The organism is Novosphingobium sp. MD-1 (assembly GCF_001014975.1).
Taxonomy (GTDB): domain Bacteria; phylum Pseudomonadota; class Alphaproteobacteria; order Sphingomonadales; family Sphingomonadaceae; genus Novosphingobium.
The window spans coordinates 449,990-466,051 of sequence record NZ_BBXA01000033.1; the positions used below are offsets into that span (position 1 = coordinate 449,990).

General features: G+C 64.4%; 17 protein-coding genes. 9 read left to right on the forward strand and 8 right to left on the reverse strand.

The genetic code is table 11. From position 1 onward, the window contains the following. Window positions 1-16: 16 nt before the first annotated feature. The gene (locus NMD1_RS19775) at window positions 17-598 is read left to right on the forward strand and encodes a CoxG family protein (protein WP_118074971.1); all 582 of its coding nucleotides are present in this window, start codon (window positions 17-19) and stop codon (window positions 596-598) included. 45 nt (window positions 599-643) lie between these two features. Here NMD1_RS19775 and NMD1_RS19780 read toward each other — a convergent pair whose 3' ends face one another. From NMD1_RS19780 to NMD1_RS19790, 3 genes are read right to left on the reverse strand one after another with little or no spacing between them, the layout of a single operon-like run. Next, complete coding sequence (locus tag NMD1_RS19780) at window positions 644-1,873, reverse strand: MFS transporter (protein WP_233497865.1); 1,230 nt, start codon at window positions 1,871-1,873, stop codon at window positions 644-646. Next, window positions 1,873-2,526: a hypothetical protein gene (locus NMD1_RS19785; RefSeq protein WP_125956746.1), complete on the reverse strand. Its 654-nt coding sequence runs from the start codon at window positions 2,524-2,526 to the stop codon at window positions 1,873-1,875. The genes NMD1_RS19780 and NMD1_RS19785 overlap by 1 nt, the downstream gene beginning before the upstream one ends. A gap of 36 nt (window positions 2,527-2,562) precedes the next feature. Beyond that, window positions 2,563-3,675 (reverse strand): 12-oxophytodienoate reductase, encoded by a 1,113-nt coding sequence (locus tag NMD1_RS19790; RefSeq protein ID WP_125956749.1) that lies wholly within the window; start codon window positions 3,673-3,675, stop codon window positions 2,563-2,565. 176 nt (window positions 3,676-3,851) lie between these two features. On the opposite strand from NMD1_RS19790, the gene NMD1_RS19795 reads away from it, so the two are divergent. Genes NMD1_RS19795 through NMD1_RS19820 form a run of 6 tightly spaced genes read left to right on the forward strand, consistent with a single transcriptional unit; the run spans window position 3,852 to window position 9,928 of the window. After that, window positions 3,852-5,198 (forward strand): amidohydrolase family protein, encoded by a 1,347-nt coding sequence (locus tag NMD1_RS19795; RefSeq protein ID WP_125956751.1) that lies wholly within the window; start codon window positions 3,852-3,854, stop codon window positions 5,196-5,198. Next, window positions 5,195-6,415: a cytochrome P450 gene (locus NMD1_RS19800; RefSeq protein WP_125956754.1), complete on the forward strand. Its 1,221-nt coding sequence runs from the start codon at window positions 5,195-5,197 to the stop codon at window positions 6,413-6,415. Before NMD1_RS19795 ends, NMD1_RS19800 begins: the two co-directional genes overlap by 4 nt. Further along, window positions 6,415-7,626, forward strand: a complete 1,212-nt coding sequence (locus tag NMD1_RS19805) for a cytochrome P450 (RefSeq protein ID WP_125956756.1) — start codon at window positions 6,415-6,417, stop codon at window positions 7,624-7,626. The genes NMD1_RS19800 and NMD1_RS19805 overlap by 1 nt, the downstream gene beginning before the upstream one ends. Further along, entirely contained in the window at window positions 7,623-8,375 is a 753-nt protein-coding gene (locus NMD1_RS19810) for an SDR family NAD(P)-dependent oxidoreductase (RefSeq protein WP_118074978.1), read from the forward strand. Before NMD1_RS19805 ends, NMD1_RS19810 begins: the two co-directional genes overlap by 4 nt. Beyond that, window positions 8,368-9,120 carry a ThuA domain-containing protein gene (locus NMD1_RS19815; protein WP_125956758.1) on the forward strand — a complete coding sequence of 251 codons (753 nt, stop codon included), beginning with the start codon at window positions 8,368-8,370 and terminating at the stop codon, window positions 9,118-9,120. Before NMD1_RS19810 ends, NMD1_RS19815 begins: the two co-directional genes overlap by 8 nt. Window positions 9,121-9,175: 55 nt before the next feature. Next, the gene (locus NMD1_RS19820) at window positions 9,176-9,928 is read left to right on the forward strand and encodes an SDR family NAD(P)-dependent oxidoreductase (RefSeq protein ID WP_125956760.1); all 753 of its coding nucleotides are present in this window, start codon (window positions 9,176-9,178) and stop codon (window positions 9,926-9,928) included. Between the two features lie 19 nt (window positions 9,929-9,947). On the opposite strand, the gene NMD1_RS19825 is transcribed toward NMD1_RS19820, so the two are convergent. The 3 genes from NMD1_RS19825 to NMD1_RS21285 are packed head-to-tail and all read right to left on the reverse strand — an operon-like array spanning window position 9,948 to window position 12,114. Beyond that, window positions 9,948-10,937 (reverse strand): amidohydrolase family protein, encoded by a 990-nt coding sequence (locus NMD1_RS19825; protein ID WP_118074981.1) that lies wholly within the window; start codon window positions 10,935-10,937, stop codon window positions 9,948-9,950. 1 nt (window position 10,938) lies between these two features. Next, entirely contained in the window at window positions 10,939-11,706 is a 768-nt protein-coding gene (locus NMD1_RS19830) for an SDR family oxidoreductase (RefSeq protein WP_118074982.1), read from the reverse strand. A 3-nt stretch (window positions 11,707-11,709) separates the two neighbouring features. After that, window positions 11,710-12,114 (reverse strand): limonene-1,2-epoxide hydrolase family protein, encoded by a 405-nt coding sequence (locus NMD1_RS21285; protein ID WP_158454025.1) that lies wholly within the window; start codon window positions 12,112-12,114, stop codon window positions 11,710-11,712. A 132-nt stretch (window positions 12,115-12,246) separates the two neighbouring features. On the opposite strand from NMD1_RS21285, the gene NMD1_RS21290 reads away from it, so the two are divergent. Both NMD1_RS21290 and NMD1_RS19845 read left to right on the forward strand, forming a co-directional pair. Continuing rightward, window positions 12,247-13,026, forward strand: coding sequence for a 2-keto-4-pentenoate hydratase (locus NMD1_RS21290; protein ID WP_158454026.1), 780 nt, complete (start codon window positions 12,247-12,249; stop codon window positions 13,024-13,026). Between the two features lie 160 nt (window positions 13,027-13,186). Beyond that, a complete protein-coding gene (locus NMD1_RS19845; protein ID WP_118074986.1) occupies window positions 13,187-13,774 on the forward strand; it encodes a MarR family winged helix-turn-helix transcriptional regulator in 588 nt (195 codons plus the stop codon). On the opposite strand, the gene NMD1_RS19850 is transcribed toward NMD1_RS19845, so the two are convergent. Together NMD1_RS19850 and NMD1_RS19855 are read right to left on the reverse strand one after the other, a co-directional pair. Further along, window positions 13,731-15,044, reverse strand: a complete 1,314-nt coding sequence (locus tag NMD1_RS19850) for a dihydrolipoamide acetyltransferase family protein (protein ID WP_125956764.1) — start codon at window positions 15,042-15,044, stop codon at window positions 13,731-13,733. The two genes, NMD1_RS19845 and NMD1_RS19850, sit on opposite strands and share 44 nt — an antisense overlap. A gap of 2 nt (window positions 15,045-15,046) precedes the next feature. Beyond that, window positions 15,047-16,054 (reverse strand): alpha-ketoacid dehydrogenase subunit beta, encoded by a 1,008-nt coding sequence (locus NMD1_RS19855; RefSeq protein WP_125956896.1) that lies wholly within the window; start codon window positions 16,052-16,054, stop codon window positions 15,047-15,049. Between the last annotated feature and the right edge of the window lie 8 nt (window positions 16,055-16,062).

The window sequence follows — 16,062 nt, forward strand, 5'->3', positions numbered from 1 at the left end:
TCGGACTGACTGCATCATGGAAATCACCGGATCCTATCTCCTGCCTTGCTCACCGGATACCGCATGGAAGGCGCTGAACGACCCCGAGGTGCTGAAGGCGTGCCTCAAGGGTTGCGAATCGCTCGAAAAGACCGGGGAAACCGCGTTTTCCGGCAAGGTCGCTGCAAAGATCGGCCCTGTCAGCGCGCGTTTTTCGGGAACCATGCGCCAGACGGAAATAGATGCGCCGCATTCGTGCCGCATGCAGTTCGAAGGCCAGGGCGGCGTTGCCGGATTTGCCAAGGGCGGTGCGCTTGTCACGCTGGCCTCGCGCGATGGTGGCACGGAATTGACATACGTTGCCGACACGCAGATCGGCGGAAGGCTGGCGCAGATGGGCGCACGGCTGGTGGAAGGCACGGCAAAATCGATGGCCGATGATTTCTTTGGCAAGTTCGCCGCCGCTGTCTCTGCCATGGAACCGGCGGTCGGCGCACCTGCCGAACCGCCAGTATCGCCACCAGCGCCGACCGGTCAGCCTTCGTCGCAGCGATCGTTGCTTGTGCCGTCCCTGATCGCAGCAGTGATCGTGGCGCTGGCGATCATTCTGCTGCGCTAAAGCGGATTCCACCAATTCTGCCCCGCCCTGGCTGGCCCTCGCAGATCAGGCTGCCGCGCGGCTGTCAGGGCCGTGATCGGGATAGGGGCCGAGCAGGACAACCAGCATGGCCCCGGCGAGGAACAGCACGGCGGCAATCCCGAAGCTTGCCTCATAGCTGGCGGTCCGCTCGAAAATTCGGGAAAACATCGTCGGTGCCGTGGCACTGCCGATCGCCAGCGCGGCATAACTAAACGAATAGATCTGCGGATAACGGCGCAGCCCGAAGTAGCGCACGGTCAGGAAGGCCAGAATATCGAGCTCGGCCCCCGCTGCGATGCCCAGCATCATGCAGGCCCCTGCCAGAATGGCCGGATTGTCCGATCCATTGAGCACGAGGCAGGCGAACGCGGGCAAGATCAGGGCACCACAGGCCACCATCGGAGCCCAGAACCGGTCCATCAGAAAGCCTGACGCAATTCTGCCGGGAATCATCCCCACGGCAAAGAAGCTGGCGATGCTGGCTGCATCGGCAGCATCGAAGCCGCGATCGGACAGGGCGGGCACCAGGTTCGGGCTGACCCCGGAAATGGCAAGATAGCCGCACAGGATCGAAGCGGTCAGAAACCAGAACCTCCGGTCGGTCAGCGCCTCGCGCACGTCAAACCCGGATTGCTCCTTTGCGGGATGGTATGAATGTCCGGCCTGCCCGCGCGGCAGGAACAGCCAGACGACGGGCAAGGCCACGATCACCGGAATGGCCGCTACCAGGCGCAGCGCCCCGGCCCATCCCAGTTCCGGGACTGCGTTGGCGATCAGGTTTGGCAGCAGCAGCGCGACCAGTGCCGTTCCGACCAGTGCAAGGCCCAGCGCGGCACCGCGCGCGCGATCGAATGTGGCTGCGATAACCCGCGACCAGAGCACCGGGTTCGAACCGGCTCCGAGAATGGCCGCCAGCGCATATCCCGACCAGAATTGCCCGAGACTGTCCGCCATCGAGGCTATGGAAAGCCCGGTGGATACCCCCACCAGCGAAGGGATCGCAACCTTGCGGGGACCGAAGCGCCCGATGAGCCAGCCAACGACCGGCGATGTCAGCGCTCCGATCCCGGAACTGAACAGAATCGCGAGCTGAATGTCCGAACGCGCCCAACCTGTCGCGGTCTCGATCGGCTTGGTCAGGGGTCCGATCGAATAGAACGGCAGCGCCACCGCACTGCTGCCCACACCCACCGCACAGGCGACCAGGACAAGCCAGCCAGCGCGCAGTTCCGCGCCGACCGTGCCTTCACGCATCACGCCTCGCCGCTCCATTCGCGCAATGTCGGTGCGGCAAGGAACAGGCGCGGTCCCGAAGCGACAAAATGCGATGTGTCATGCACCACCTCGTCCCTGCCGCGATCGCTGTCGAAAAAGCCTTCGATCAGGGCCTTGCGATCGGGAAATCGCAGTTCCGGCAGGCCGCGCACCGGCGGGCAATCGGGCGTGATCGCACGGGTGATCCAGTTCTGGATATAGCGCGAGGCACCGACATGCACTTTCTCGGCCAGGGCAGTGTGGTGTGCCCAGCACCGCTTCGCGGCCGGATCGGGCAGATCGGCATGGAACATCAGGCGTCCCAGCAATGTGATCGCCTCGTCCTCTGCCCCCTGACGCGCGCGGCGGAACCGCTCGGTCGGCTCCACCTGCCAGGCATGCAGGCAGTCTGCGCCGGAAACCGCAGTGAAATCGGGAACGCCCGCGGCATCGTCCCAGATCGCCGCAGCATCGTAAAGGGCGCTGTTGCTCATCGGGTCGGGATCGGACGGTGGGCGGTAGGCACTGCCCACGGGCGATTCGATCACGCGCAACATCCGCGGCGGCGGCCCACCGCCCGTGGTCGCCGCAGCCAGCCCGGCCCAATCGACCGGGGCGCCATCGGCAAAGCGGACAAGTGCTATGATCTTCATGTCAGGCCCCGCCAGAAATCGAGGGATTGGAACCGGTCAGACAAGCTCGTCCAGCATGTCCTTGCTGAACTTGCGCAACTCTTCGGCGCGTCCGGCGCGGACCAGGTCCACCCAGTCGGGATTGGCGATCAGGCCCCGGCCAATCGCCACCAGATCCCAGTCGCCGGCCTCCAGGCCCTGTTCCAGCAGGGCGATGTGATCCAGCGAGAGGTTGGCGCGGACTTTGCCGTCCGGTTCCTTGAAGTCCGTATCGAGAGTGACCGAACCGACCGCGATCGTCGGTTTGCCCGACAGCGCCCTGACCCAGCCGGAAAGGCTGCGTCGATCACCTTCGAATTCGGGTTCCCAGAAGCGGCGGGTCGAACAATGGAAGACATCGGTTCCGGCAAGCGCGAGCGGTTCGATCATCCGGGCAAGCATGGCGGGCGACGTGACCATGCGCGCACCATATTCGAGCTGCTTCCATTGCGAAATCCGCAGGGAAATGATGAAGTCAGGTGGCGTGGCGGCGCGTATTGCGCGGATGAGTTCGATGGCAAAGGTCAGCCGCGCCTCGGGCGAGCCGCCATATCGATCCGAACGCCTGTTCGTGCCTTCCCAGAAGAACTGGTCGACCAGATAGCCATGGGCGGCGTGAATTTCGACGCCATCGAAGCCCGCAGCATCAGCCGTCTGCGCCGCCGAAACGAAGGCGGCGATCGCCGCGTCGATATCCGCCATGGTCATTTCACGGCCAAAAGGCATTTCCGGCGCGGCAAGGCCGGAGGGGCTAACCCGCTCAACCTGTTCGGGCAGGGATGCGGTCATGCCGATCAGGCTGGGGCAGAATGCCCCGACATGCCAGAGCTGCGCCAGGATGGCGGTGCCATGTTCATGCACGGCATCGACGATGGGGCGCCATGCCGGCACAACGCCTTCGCCATGAAGGCGTGGCACGGTCGATCCGAAGCTGCCGGGAACATCGACCGCGACACCTTCGGTGATGATCAGGCCCACCCCCCCGGCGGCGCGCCTGGCGTAGTATGGCAGGGCGGCGACGCAGGGCAGGCCCGCGACGGCCTTTTCCCGCGTCATCGGTGCCATGGCGATGCGATTGGACAGGCTGCGCCGGTTCAGATCGACAGGCGAAAAGAGTTTGCTCGCTTTCATGGCGCAACGAATTATATCGAGATCGATGTACATTCAATGCCCGTGCGCGATCAGTCGCGAATCAGCCGAGGCTTGACGGCATCAAACGCCGAATTTCAGCATCTCCGGATCGATGTTGCATTTCTATCGATATCGATATAACCATCGTGCCGGGAGCAGGGAGAGGCACAGGCACGGTGCAGAAAACGAATCGGACGCTGATCGAAAACGGACAGATCTTCGATGGAACGGGCAGTGCGGCAGGCATGGCACCGATCCTGTTCGACACGAAGATCATCGCGACAGGAGAGGAGGCTCTTCGCCTTTGCGAAGGGCAGCCCGTTGCACGCATCGATGCGCGCGGTGCGACCGTCATGCCGGGCCTGGTCGATGCGCATTGCCATATCAGCTTCGATGAGCCTTTCAGCAACGATGAGCTGTTCTTCCATCGCCGCGAAGGTCTGGCGGCGGTCATTGCCGCTTACAATGCGCGCAAGGTCCTGCGCGCGGGCGTTACGACCATGTTCGACGCGGACACGATTTTCGACGTGTCGCTCGATCTGCGGGATGCCATCGAATGCGGCGTTACCGAAGGGCCACGGATGCGCTGCGGCGGGAATGCCCTGTTCACCTCGGTTGGCGGCACCGCCGGGCTGCTCGTGCCCGATGAAGGCAGCATCGGCTACCTGAAGGTGACGCGGACGCGCGACGAGATTGTCACCGAAATCCGGCGGCAGGCCAAACGCGGGGCGGACTGGATCAAGATTCACGTCACCGGCCTGATTCCGCGGCAGCGGCAAGAGGGCGAGATCCAGGTCTGGACACTGGACGAACTGAAGCTGGCGGCCGACACCGCGCACGAAGTGGGCCTGCCCATTGTAGGCCATTGCCGCAACGCTGCCAGCACGCGTGATGCCGCCGTGGCCGGCTTCGACATGATCCTGCACGCAACCTACATGGACGATGCGGCGCTGCAGGCGGTGATCGCAGCGCGCGTGCCGATCGTGCCCACGCTGACGTTCCAGGCCGTGCTGGCCGAACATGGCGCGCGGATCGGCGCCAGCCCCTACCTGCAGGACCTGTTTGCGAATGAGATCGAGGCAAGCAGCCGGCAGTTGCGCCACGCCTATGATGGCGGCGTGCCGATCGTCTGCGGCACCGAGAGCGGTTTCTCGATCACGCCCTACGGCGAATGGCACTGGCGCGAGTTGCAGATCCTCGTCGAGAACCTGGGTCTGACCCCGCTTCAGGCTCTGTCCTGCGCAACGCTCGAAGGCGCGCGCGCGCTCAAGCTCGATGGTTGCACCGGCAGCCTTGAGCCGGGCAAGGAAGCCGACATCATCGTGGTCGAAGGCGACGTGACATCCGATGTCACGTTGCTCGGGCGCGAACGGGCCATTCGCCACGTCTTCCAGGGCGGCAGGTCGATCGATGTCGAAACCCCGCTTGCCGCCCGCCGCGATCCGCCCTCGTGGCGGGTTTCCAACTATTCGACCTTACCTGCGACCCGGCTGGCCACCGGCCTGTGGAGCTCCAAGCAATGACCGAACATGTAATCTCCACATTCGATGCCTGCTCGCGCACCTTGCGCCAGAACGATCTTCGCCAGGCGCTTTATGATGAAGCCGCGCTGATGATGGACCGCAGTCTCGTCAATCTCCATGGCACCGAGCACCGCGCGCGGCGCAATGTGGAGGCGACGGTGTTCCGCAAGAACATCTTCGTGGAATACGAACGCAACGTGCTGCCGGTTACGCTCGAAGAGACCCTGTCGCCCTTCCTGGCGGCAGGGCGCGGTGATCTGGTTGATATCGGCTATCGGATCATGATGAACCTGACGGTCGATTTCACCGGGATCGACCGCACCGAACGCTCGCCTGAGGAAACCGCCGAACTCCTGCGCCTGCTCAAGGAATTCAGCCTTGCGCCGGCGCTGGGCCAGTCTCCACCGGAGGACCGCCCGGCCAAGCGCGCGCGGATCGAGGCGGCCATGGCGCAGTTCAACCAGCGGTTCCTCCATCCCTCGCTGGAACGCAGGCGCGCCCTCAAGACAAGAGTCGATTCCGGAGAACTGCCTGCCGATGCGCTCCCGCGCGATGTTCTCATGGCGCTGGTATCGGGCGAAAGCGCGCTGGGCATGACCGAGCATGAGTTTCTGCAGGAAGGCATCTTCTTCACCATGGCCGGCGCCCACACGACGATTCATTCGCTGACCCATGCCATCCACGAAATCCTGCAATGGATCGCAGCCCATCCTGAAGATATCGCGCGCCTGCGCGACGATCCATTCTTCGTGCAGCAATGCGTGTTCGAAAGCCTGAGGCTGCATCCATCGAGCCCGGTCGCCAAGCGCCGCACCACCTGCCCGTTCGCACTGGCCAATGGCGGAGAGGCGCAGGCAGGAGACACCATCGTCGTCAATCTGCGCTCGGCCAACCGGGAACTTGAAATCTTCGGCGCGGACGCGGATCGGTTCAATCCGCATCGCGTCATCAATGGCTCGGCCTTTGCGCACGGCATCTCGATGGGGGTAGGCGCGCATGCCTGCCTTGGCCGCAACCTGGCGATCGGGGTCGAACCGAGACCGGGCACCGACCCGGCCGACCACCAGTTCGGTACGGTGCCGCTTATCGTGAAGGCGCTGTTGCAAAGCGGCGTAACGGCCGATCCGGATTCGCCTGCGGAACTCGACGGTGGCATCACCCGCATTTCGTGGGCGACCTACCCTGTCCTTTTCGACAAGACGCGGGCGATAATCTGATGGACGGTCACCGCATAACCGCGTTCCGGGAATGTGAGGCCGCACTGCGGAATCGCGATCTCAAGCAGGCCCTCTATGACGCCGGAAAGGTCGTCATGGATGAAGTGCTGCTGACCTTGCATGGCGAGGAGCACAACGCCCGGCGAACTGTCGAAGTGCGCGTTTTCCGGCGCAACTTCTTCAACTACTACGAAAAGGAGGTTTTCCCGCGCACTCTGGCGGAAACGATCGCGCCTTTCGTAGAGGCTGGCGGCGGCGACCTGCTCAAGCTTGGCTACCGCTTGACGGTAAACCTCACGTCCGACTTCGCCGGGATCGATCGTCCGGCGCGAACGGCGGAGGAAAGCGAGCATCTGATCGCGATCACCAAGAAGCTCAGCGAAGGCGCGACCATGGTGCACAGCACCCGCGATCACGCCGAACTGAACGCCGAAGTGCTGGCCGTGCTAGCCGATTTCCGCGAGAGCTATTTTCTGCCTTCGCTCGGACGGCGGCGCGCACTGCTGGAGGAGCGCAGGGCCGACAGGATCACCGACGCCGATCTGCCGCGCGACGTGCTGATGACGCTGGTGGCCGGGAATGACGAACTGAACCTTGGCGAAGAGCAATTGCTGCGCGAGATCGCCTTCTACATGCAGGCGGGCGCCCATTCGACCGCCAACTCGGTGGTCCACGCCCTGTGGGAAATCCTTGAATGGGCGCGCGATGACGCGGCACGCTGGGCCAGGCTGGAAGATCCGATTTTCGTGCAGCGCTGCGTGCATGAATCGCTGCGGCTTCATCCCGCCAGCCCGGAAGCATGGCGCACGGCCACCTGCCCCATGCATGTTCCCGGAGCAGGCGAGGTAGCGCAGCGTGAACGGATCGAACTGGACCTGTTCCTTGCCAATCGCGACCGGTCGATCTTCGGCGAAACCGCCGATCTGTTCGACCCGGACCGCGAATTGCCTGCAACCGTGCTGCGCTCTGGCCTGGCCTTCGGCATAGGCCTGCATACCTGCCTTGGCCGCGAACTGGATGGGGGGGTGGTTGCCAAGCCTGGCTCCGATCCCGCGCAGGCGCAACTGGGCATCGTGGCGCTGATCGTGATCGAATTGCTGCGCCACGGCGCACGCACGATCGAAAGCGACCCGCCGGAGCGGGACACGGCCACGCTCAGACAGAACTGGGGCCGGTTTCCCGTTCGCTTTACCGTGAAAGGCACGAAATGAAGTTCGCACTGGTAACCGGCGGGGCGGCCGGAATCGGCGCAGCAATCGCCAATGCGCTGCTCGGCAAGGGGTACAGGGTTGCCGTGGCCGATGCCAATGCGCAGGCCGTGCACGATTTCGGTCCGTCTGCTGCTTCGCAGCATGTGACAGCCCATCATTGCGACGTGTCCGATGGCGATGCCGTCACATCACTGTTCGATGCGCTGGGAGCCGCGCCGGACCTCGTCGTCAACAATGCCGGCATCGTGCGCTTCGGCCCCTTGGCCGATATCGCGATCGCGGATTTCCGGCGCGTTGTCGAAGTCAACCTGATGGGCGTTTTTGCCGTGACCAGCGAAGCCGTGCGGCGCATGCTGCCGCGCGGTTCGGGCCATGTCGTATCGCTGACATCGATCAATGCCTATGGTCCCGGTCCCGGATCGGGTGCCTATCCGGCAACCAAGAGCGCGGTGCTGCAATTGATGCGACAGTTCGCGATGGAATATGGACCACAGGGCCTGCGGTTCAACAGCATCGCGCCGGGCTTCATCGACGGCGGCATGTCGACTCCGATCTATGCCGACCCGGCGGTGCGCGCAGTGCGCTCAGCCGGTGTGCCGCTGGGCCGTCTGGGGCTGCCGGAAGACATCGCCAATGCCGTCTGTTTTCTCGACAGTGCCGAAGGCGGCTATATCAACGGTCACGATCTGGTCGTGGATGGCGGCGTAACCCATGCCGTGCTGAAGAACCTGCCCCGCACCAATGGCTGACAGCGAAATTGTGGCAAACGGGGCCGAAGCAGGCGTCGGCCGGCTGCGGCTGGTCATCTACAGTGGCGGTTACAAGCATCCCTTCGTGGAATCGACAGCGGCCCTGCTGGCCATCGCGCGCCGGGTGGGGCTCGAAGTGGCAATCTGCGCCGATCTGTCAGAGGCCCTGGCAAAGTTGCGGCGGGGGCAGGATATTCTGGCCGTCAACGCGCTGCGCTGGTCGATGACCCAGGCTGATCGCTTCGCGGCAGACCGCCCCACGTGGGGCGGCGCGTTGAGCGACGACGAGTTCGCCGCAATCTCCGGCCATGTTGAAGCTGGCGGTGGGCTTCTGGCGATGCATACGGCCGTCATATGCTGGGACAACCAGCCCGGCTGGCGCACCTTGCTTGGCGGAGGCTGGACATGGGACCACTCGCACCACCCACCGCTGGGGAAATTTACGGTGAGAGTCGTCCTCGCCCTGGCCGCAGGACCTGACGCCGCTGGACCTGACGCCGCCGGGCCGGATATGGCGCAGTTCGATGTTATCGACGAGGCTTACCACAACCTCGATCCGGCCACAGACTGCGAGATCGTTGCGCTGGCCGAAGCCGGTCAGGAGCCTCAGCCCGTGATCTGGCGTCGGCGACAGGGAGCGGGCCGGATCGTGGTCGACGCGCTTGGGCATGATGCCCGTTCGCTGACCGCTCCGGGACATGTCACCATCCTCAAGGCGATGCTGGCCTGGCTGTCCGGGCAATGATCCCCGCCAGGCGGGCCGATCGCCGCAATTGCAGATCCAACGGGAGAGAAGCCATATGACACTCGCAGGAAAAAGCATTCTCGTCACCGGTGGAGGTTCGGGACTGGGGGCTGCCATGGCACGCCTGTTCACGCTTCGCGGTGCAAAGGTCACCGTGAGCGGTCGGCGGGCCAACAAGATCGCCGCGCTGTGTGACGAGATCGGCTGTGCGGGCGTGGTTGGCGATGTTGCCGATGCGGCAGACCGGGAGGCCATGATCGCAGGTGCGGTTGCACACGGCGGAGGGCTTGATGCGCTCGTGAACAATGCGGGCAACATGTATCGAACGGCGCTTGCGGAGATGGACGAGCAACGGCTGACAGCCGTGTTCCAGACAAACGTCATCGGCGCGATGATGCTCTCGTCGCTGGCGATGCCGCATCTGGAGGCTAGCAAGGGATCAATCCTCTTTTTCGGCTCCAGCCATACCCGCCGCGCCTTTCCGGGTGCATCGCCCTATGCCGCGACCAAAGCCGCCGTGCAGGGTCTGACCCAGGTTCTTGCCGCCGAAGTGGGCAGCAAGGGGGTGCGGGTGAACTGCATCGTGCCAGGCAGCGTGCTGACCGAGATCAACGTGCGGGCGGGTCTGCTGACCGAGGAGGAAGCGGCCAGCCGCTATCGCGAACTGCCGGCGCTTCAGGCGCTCGACCGGCTGGGCGAAGGTGTCGATGTTGCCGAGGCAGCCGAGTATCTGCTGTGCGCCGGGTGGGTTACCGGCGCGATCCTCGACGTTGATGGCGGCCTCGGGCTCGGCGTTTCGAAAGGCTGACCCGGACTTCCGGCAAGGCTCAGGCGCGCAGCAGGCGCCTCGCGTTGTCGGCCAGCAACTGCTCCATGCCATGCGTATCGGCGTGCTGCGGCGCGTCCCAGCCGGCGAAATTGGTGCCATAGACCAGCCGATCGCGGCCAACCCGCTGAATCAGGAGATCGAGCGAGAGGTCATCGTGCATGTGCACATCATACCAGATGCGCTGGAGGGCTGCTTCGAAGCGGCCTTCGTCACGCAGGCTTTCCGGCACCCACTGGCGCTTGTGCGCAGCATGGCGCAGGCGCCCCCACACCAGCGCCAGTGCCCCGCCGCCGTGGCTGATGCAGATATCGAGCACGGGATGGCGATCGAGCACGCCGCCGAACAGGAGCGTGGCAAGCGCGGTCGTTTCCTGCATCGCAAACCCGACGGTGATGTCCAGTTCGAACCTGCCGAATGCCGCAGGGCCGGCCGGGCCATCGATCCCGGCAGAGGCCGGGTGGATGAACAGCGGCACGTCGAGGGCGACGACCGCCTCGTAGAACCGGTCCATCACCGGATCGCACAGGCTCTGCGGCATGTCCGTGCCGATGTAGGCGGCGCGAAAGCCCAGTTCGCTTACCGCGCGGCGCAACTCGGCAATCGCCGCATCGACATCCTGCATCGGCAGGGCCGCCGACGCGCCGAGACGGTCGGGATAGCGGGCAACCTGCGCTGCGAGTGCATCATTGTGCCTGCGGCAGAAGGCAATCGCTTCCGCTGCCGGAATGTAGTGGAAGTAGGTCAGCGGATTGGGCGAGAGCAACTGCCAGTCGATCCCGATGCGATCCATCGCCGCGACCCGCACATCCGGGTCCATGAAGGCGCTGCCGCGATAGCGCACGCCGCGCAACCTGTAGTCACCGATGCGGAACACCGGCACGCCATCCTCTTCGGTCAGTTCGGGACCGAAGTGACCGGCGCTGCCAAAGGTCTCCTCGATCACCGCGTGGGCGTGGATGTCGATCACGCGGGCGCTTGCAAGGCTCATTTCAGGCATATCCCTTCGCGACGCCGCCATCGACCGCGATCGCGGTTCCGGTCATGTAGCTTGCAACTTCCGAGCCAAGGAAAACAGCGAGACTGGCGATCTCTTCGGCTTCGGCGAACCGGCCTAGCGGGATATCGGCAAGGATTGCGGCCTCTGCCGCGCTGGGGCCATCAGCGTCGCCCGGCCCCAGCAGCTTCTCGACCCGTCCGGTGCGTGTCCACCCAGGGCAAACCGTGTTGACCAGCACATTGTCCGCAGCGACCTGCTGCGACAATGTCTTCGCCCAGCCCAGCACCGCCATGCGCAGGCTGTTCGACAGCGTGAGATTGGGGACCGGCTGCTTGACCCCGAACGACGATATGTTGACGATCCGCCCCCAGCGCCGCGCCCGCATCGCAGGGAGTACCGCGCGGGTCATCCGCACGGCGGACATCAGCGTGAGGTTGGTGGCCGCCTCCCACCGCGCATCGTCCAGCGTATCGAACAGCCCCGGCGGCGGGCCACCGGCATTGTTCACCAGCACATCGACCGGCCCGAACTGCGCCGCGACCGTATCGGCAAGCCCGGTGATCTGCGCGGGATCGGCAAGGTCTGCGACAAGCGCCAGGCAGCCGGGCATCTGCGCTGCCGCCAGGGCAAGCTGATCCGGATCGCGCGCGCAAATGGCCACGCGCGCGCCTTCGTGATGAAATCCGCGCGCCGTGGCAAGGCCTATCCCCTGGCTTCCCGCGCAGACCAGAACGGTCCTGTCCTTCAGCCCCAGATCCATGCTTCAATGCCCTTTCGGAGTGCCGAGAGCCGCCATCTGCGCGCGATAGCTGGCCAGATCGAAGTAATCGCGCCATTCGCAGATCAGATTGTCGCGCACGCGGAACACACCCATAAGCGGCAGTTCAACCCGTGCGCCGCCGATGGTCATGCGGTCAATCCGCTCTGTCAGCACATGATCGCCGTTCGCTGCAGCATGGCGCACTTCCCAAGCGGAATCGGTCAAGGGCCCGACGCCGCGCAGATAGCGTTCGACTGCGGCCAGGCCGGACAGTGGCTCCATCGGAATGTTGTGATAGGTGATATCGGGCGCAAGGTGCGCAATCACCCGATCGAGATCCGGGCCGGTCCAGGCGCTGCAGAACGACAGGACGCATTCAAGCGGAGACATGTCCGTGTCGTCAGCCAAGTCGACTTCTCCCAATTCTCTTCTGGCCGCTTCCCTTGACACGGCGCACCGCAGTTGTGAAGTATCGAAATTAATATATTTCTGGACGCATTTCCTCCCTTGGCGCCGACGCCCTGCCATAGAGATCGTGCAATGCAGGTGATGACAGATCATGAAAGCCTGGCCTCCATTCTGCTGCAGGCGCAGCGGGAAGGCCGTGCCGTTCCGCAGGACGTGTTCGGCAAAGACCTGGACATTGCCGACGCGCTGGCCATCCAGCGAGAACTGCATGCACAGGCGATTACTGCGGGCCGGATGCCATGCGGCCACAAGATCGGCCTGACATCTCCCGGCGCCATGCGCCTGTTCGGCGCGCAGGAGCCAATGATCGGGACGATCTTTGCCGATACCGTACTTCCCCCCGGAGCTGCCGTGGCAACGGGCACGTTCATCGCCCCCCGGATCGAGGGTGAGATCCTGCTGGAAATCGGCCATGCACCGGAATGGAATGCCAGTGACGATATCCTTCTGGCCGCGCTAACCAGCATTCGTCCGGCCTTCGAAATCGCTGATTCCCGCATAGTGGGATGGCCAGGGAACGTGACGCACGCCACTGCCGACAACGCCTGCTGCGCGCGCGTCATGCCGGGGGCCGACCGGGTGCAGGCAACGCAAGTCGATCTGGTCGATGCGCGCAGCGAGTTGCTGGAAGATGGACAACTGGTTGCAGCCGGATCGCCGCGCGATTGCCTGGGTTCGATCCTGAATGCGTGGCGCTGGCTGCTGCGCCGATCCGGCGAACTGGGCATCGCGCTGCAGCCGGGCGATATCGTCCTGTGCGGCGCGATGGGGCCTGCCGTTCCCCTGAAGCCGGGGCGGCGATATGAACTGCTGGTGGAGGGCCTTGGCACCGTCAGCCTGCAGGCGGAATGATGATGCCGGGCGCCGGTGACTCGCTACCCGGCCAGGACCTTGATCCCGGCCTGCGATCTAAGCCCGCCCTTGCTCCCGGGAACGCCCTACCCTACGCTACCCTGCTTAGCCCGGCCCGGCACTGCCCGCGCCGGAAGGCGATGCGAAAGTTGAAGATTGTATGCCAAACCGCAAGAAGGACCCGGAGCCGAGACGCAATCGCGATCCCTTGCCGCCGCTGGCCGATCGCATTTCGTTTCTGGTCCATCGGATCGGTGCGCACATGGCCCGCATTTCCAATCCGTGGTTTCAGGAAGCCGGACTCGATCTGGTCACCTCGCGGATGATCGTACTGCTGGCCGAACGGGGGGAACTGACGGCCGGAGAGATCGTCAAAGTCATGGCTCTTCCTCAATCGACCATTTCCCACCAGTTGAAACGCCTCGAAGGCCTTGGTTATCTGAAGCGTGAAGTCGGCAGCGAGGATTCCCGGATCGTCATCGCCCGCTTGACGGCGGAAGGCGTGGAGGTGGCAGGACGTGCCAACGAACTCAGCCGTGACGTGGTGGACGAACTGGTTTCGGCAATCGGGCAAAAGGAGTTGGCGGCTGTCCGGGCGGCGCTCAAGCGGGCGGACGCAGCGCTTGAGGCGATGTATGATTCACGCCTTGCCGCATCCAGTTCAAGGCGCAGGAACAGGAAGGTCGGTATGCAGGCTCCCTCCCCTAGCCCGCCAGCAGAACCGCGGGCCGTTCAAGCAGAAGCTTGATTTTCTGGACGAAGCTGGCCGCGTCATGGCCGTCTACGACCCGGTGATCGCAACTGATCGAGAAATTCATCAGCTTGCGCTCGGCGATCTGTCGCTGACCGAGCGCATCGGTAACAAAGGCAGGCCGTTCGACAATGCGGTTCGGACAGATGATCGCCACTTCGGGCCGGTTGATCACCGGCGTTGCTGCGATCCCGCCCAGCGTTCCGAGCGAGGTCAGCGTCAGTGTCGAACCGCTGAGCTGGCCTGATGCAAGCGATCCTGACCGTGCGCCTTCGGCCAGCGTGACGATGGCGGCGGCCAGTTGCCAAAGATTGCGGTCCTGGGCATCGCGAAGCACCGGAACCATCAGCCCGCCGGATGTCTGCACAGCGATGCCCATATGGACCGCGCCGAAGCGGGTAACCACGCCTGCCTCATCATCGAAGCGGGCATTGATCATCGGAAAATCCGGGATGGCCCGGCATGCCGCGATGATCAGGAAAGGCAGCATCGTCAGCTTGGCACGCGCTCCCCGTTCGCCGTTGAGCGCAGCGCGCATGGCCTCAAGCTCGGTGACATCGATCTCTTCCACATAGGTGAAGTGCGGGATCGCGCGCTTGGATGCGGCCATGTTTTCCGCGATCCGCCGCCGCAGACCGACGACACGGACAGCGTCGTCGGCGCGCGCGACACCCGCCGGGCGATATCCTTCGCCGCCGCGATAGGCGAGGAAGGTGTCAAGATCGCCATGGCGGATCCGACCGTCGGCGGTTGGCAGCAGACAGGCAAGGTCGATGCCGAGATCCTGCGCGCGCTGGCGCACCGCCGGGCTGGCAAGCGTGCGCGGCCCCGTTGTCACTGGCGCCAAGGATGCCGGGGCCGAGGTTGCCGGTGTGGCTGCGATGGCGGGCGTGGCAGGCTGGACCGGCTCAGGCGCGGCCGGAGGTGGCGCAGCCGAAGGTGACGCAGCCGAAGGTGGCGGGGGCGGCGCAACTGATGGCGGCGTTGAGGCAGGGGCTGCCGCGCCATGTTCCGGCGCGACATCCTCTTCGGTGACGATGACCGCCAGCACGCTGCCGATCGCGATGACATCGCCAACCTCTCCGCCCAGCGCCTTGACCCGTCCGCTGACCGGGCTTTCCATCTCGACAGTGGCCTTGTCGGTCATCACATCGGCAAGGCGTTGGTCGGCAACGATACTGTCGCCCACGGCAACGTGCCAGCCGACGATCTCCGCCTCGGCGATGCCTTCGCCGATATCGGGAAGGTGGAACGTGAAATCGGCCATGATCAGTCCCTTGCGAGCAGGCGCGTGATGGCGGTGCCAACCCGTTGCGGGCTGGGGAAATAGTCCCATTCGAAGGCGTGGGGGTAAGGCGTATCCCAGCCGCACACGCGCATCACCGGCCTTTCCAGCGAATAGAAGCAGCGCTCCTGGACGAGCGCGGCCAGTTCCGCGCCGAAGCCGGAGAAGCGGGATGCCTCGTGCACGATCAGGCACCGGCCCGTCCGCTCGACCGAGGCGGAGATGCTGTCGATATCGAGCGGAACGATCGAGCGCAGATCGATCACTTCACCATCGCAGCCGCTGGCTTCGACGGCTGCGAGCGCGACATGGACCATCGTGCCATAGGCGAGGATTGTGAGATCCCCACCCGGGCGCACGACATCGGCCTTGCCCAGAGGCACCGTGTAATAGCCGCTCGGAACTTCGGCACGGGTGTGTCCGGCCCAGGTCTTGAGCGGGCCATCGCCATGACCATCGAACGGCCCGTTGTAGAGCCGCTTGGGTTCGAGGAAGATCACCGGATCGTCGTCCTCGACAGCCGCGATCAGCAGGCCCTTGGCATCGTGCGGATTGGAAGGGATCACGGTCTTGAGGCCGGTGATGTGCGCAAAGATCGCCTCGGGGCTCTGGCTGTGGGTCTGCCCGCCGAAGATGCCGCCGCCATAAGGCGAGCGGACCGTGATCGCCGCCTCGAATTCCCCCCCCGATCGGTAGCGCAGCCGCGCCGCTTCGGAGACCAACTGGTCGTAGGCGGGCAGGATGTAGTCTGCGAACTGGATCTCGGGCACGGGGCGCAGGCCATAGGCCGCCATGCCGATGGCGGTGGCCACGATGCCGCCTTCGGCGATGGGCGTATCGAAGCAGCGGTGCCTGCCATGGCGCGCCTGAAGCCCGTCGGTAACGCGAAACACGCCGCCGAAGAAGCCGACATCCTCTCCGAATACCAGCACGCGCGGATCGCGGGCCATCATCACGTCCATGGCGTCGTTCAGCGCCTGGATCATCGACATGCTGGAGG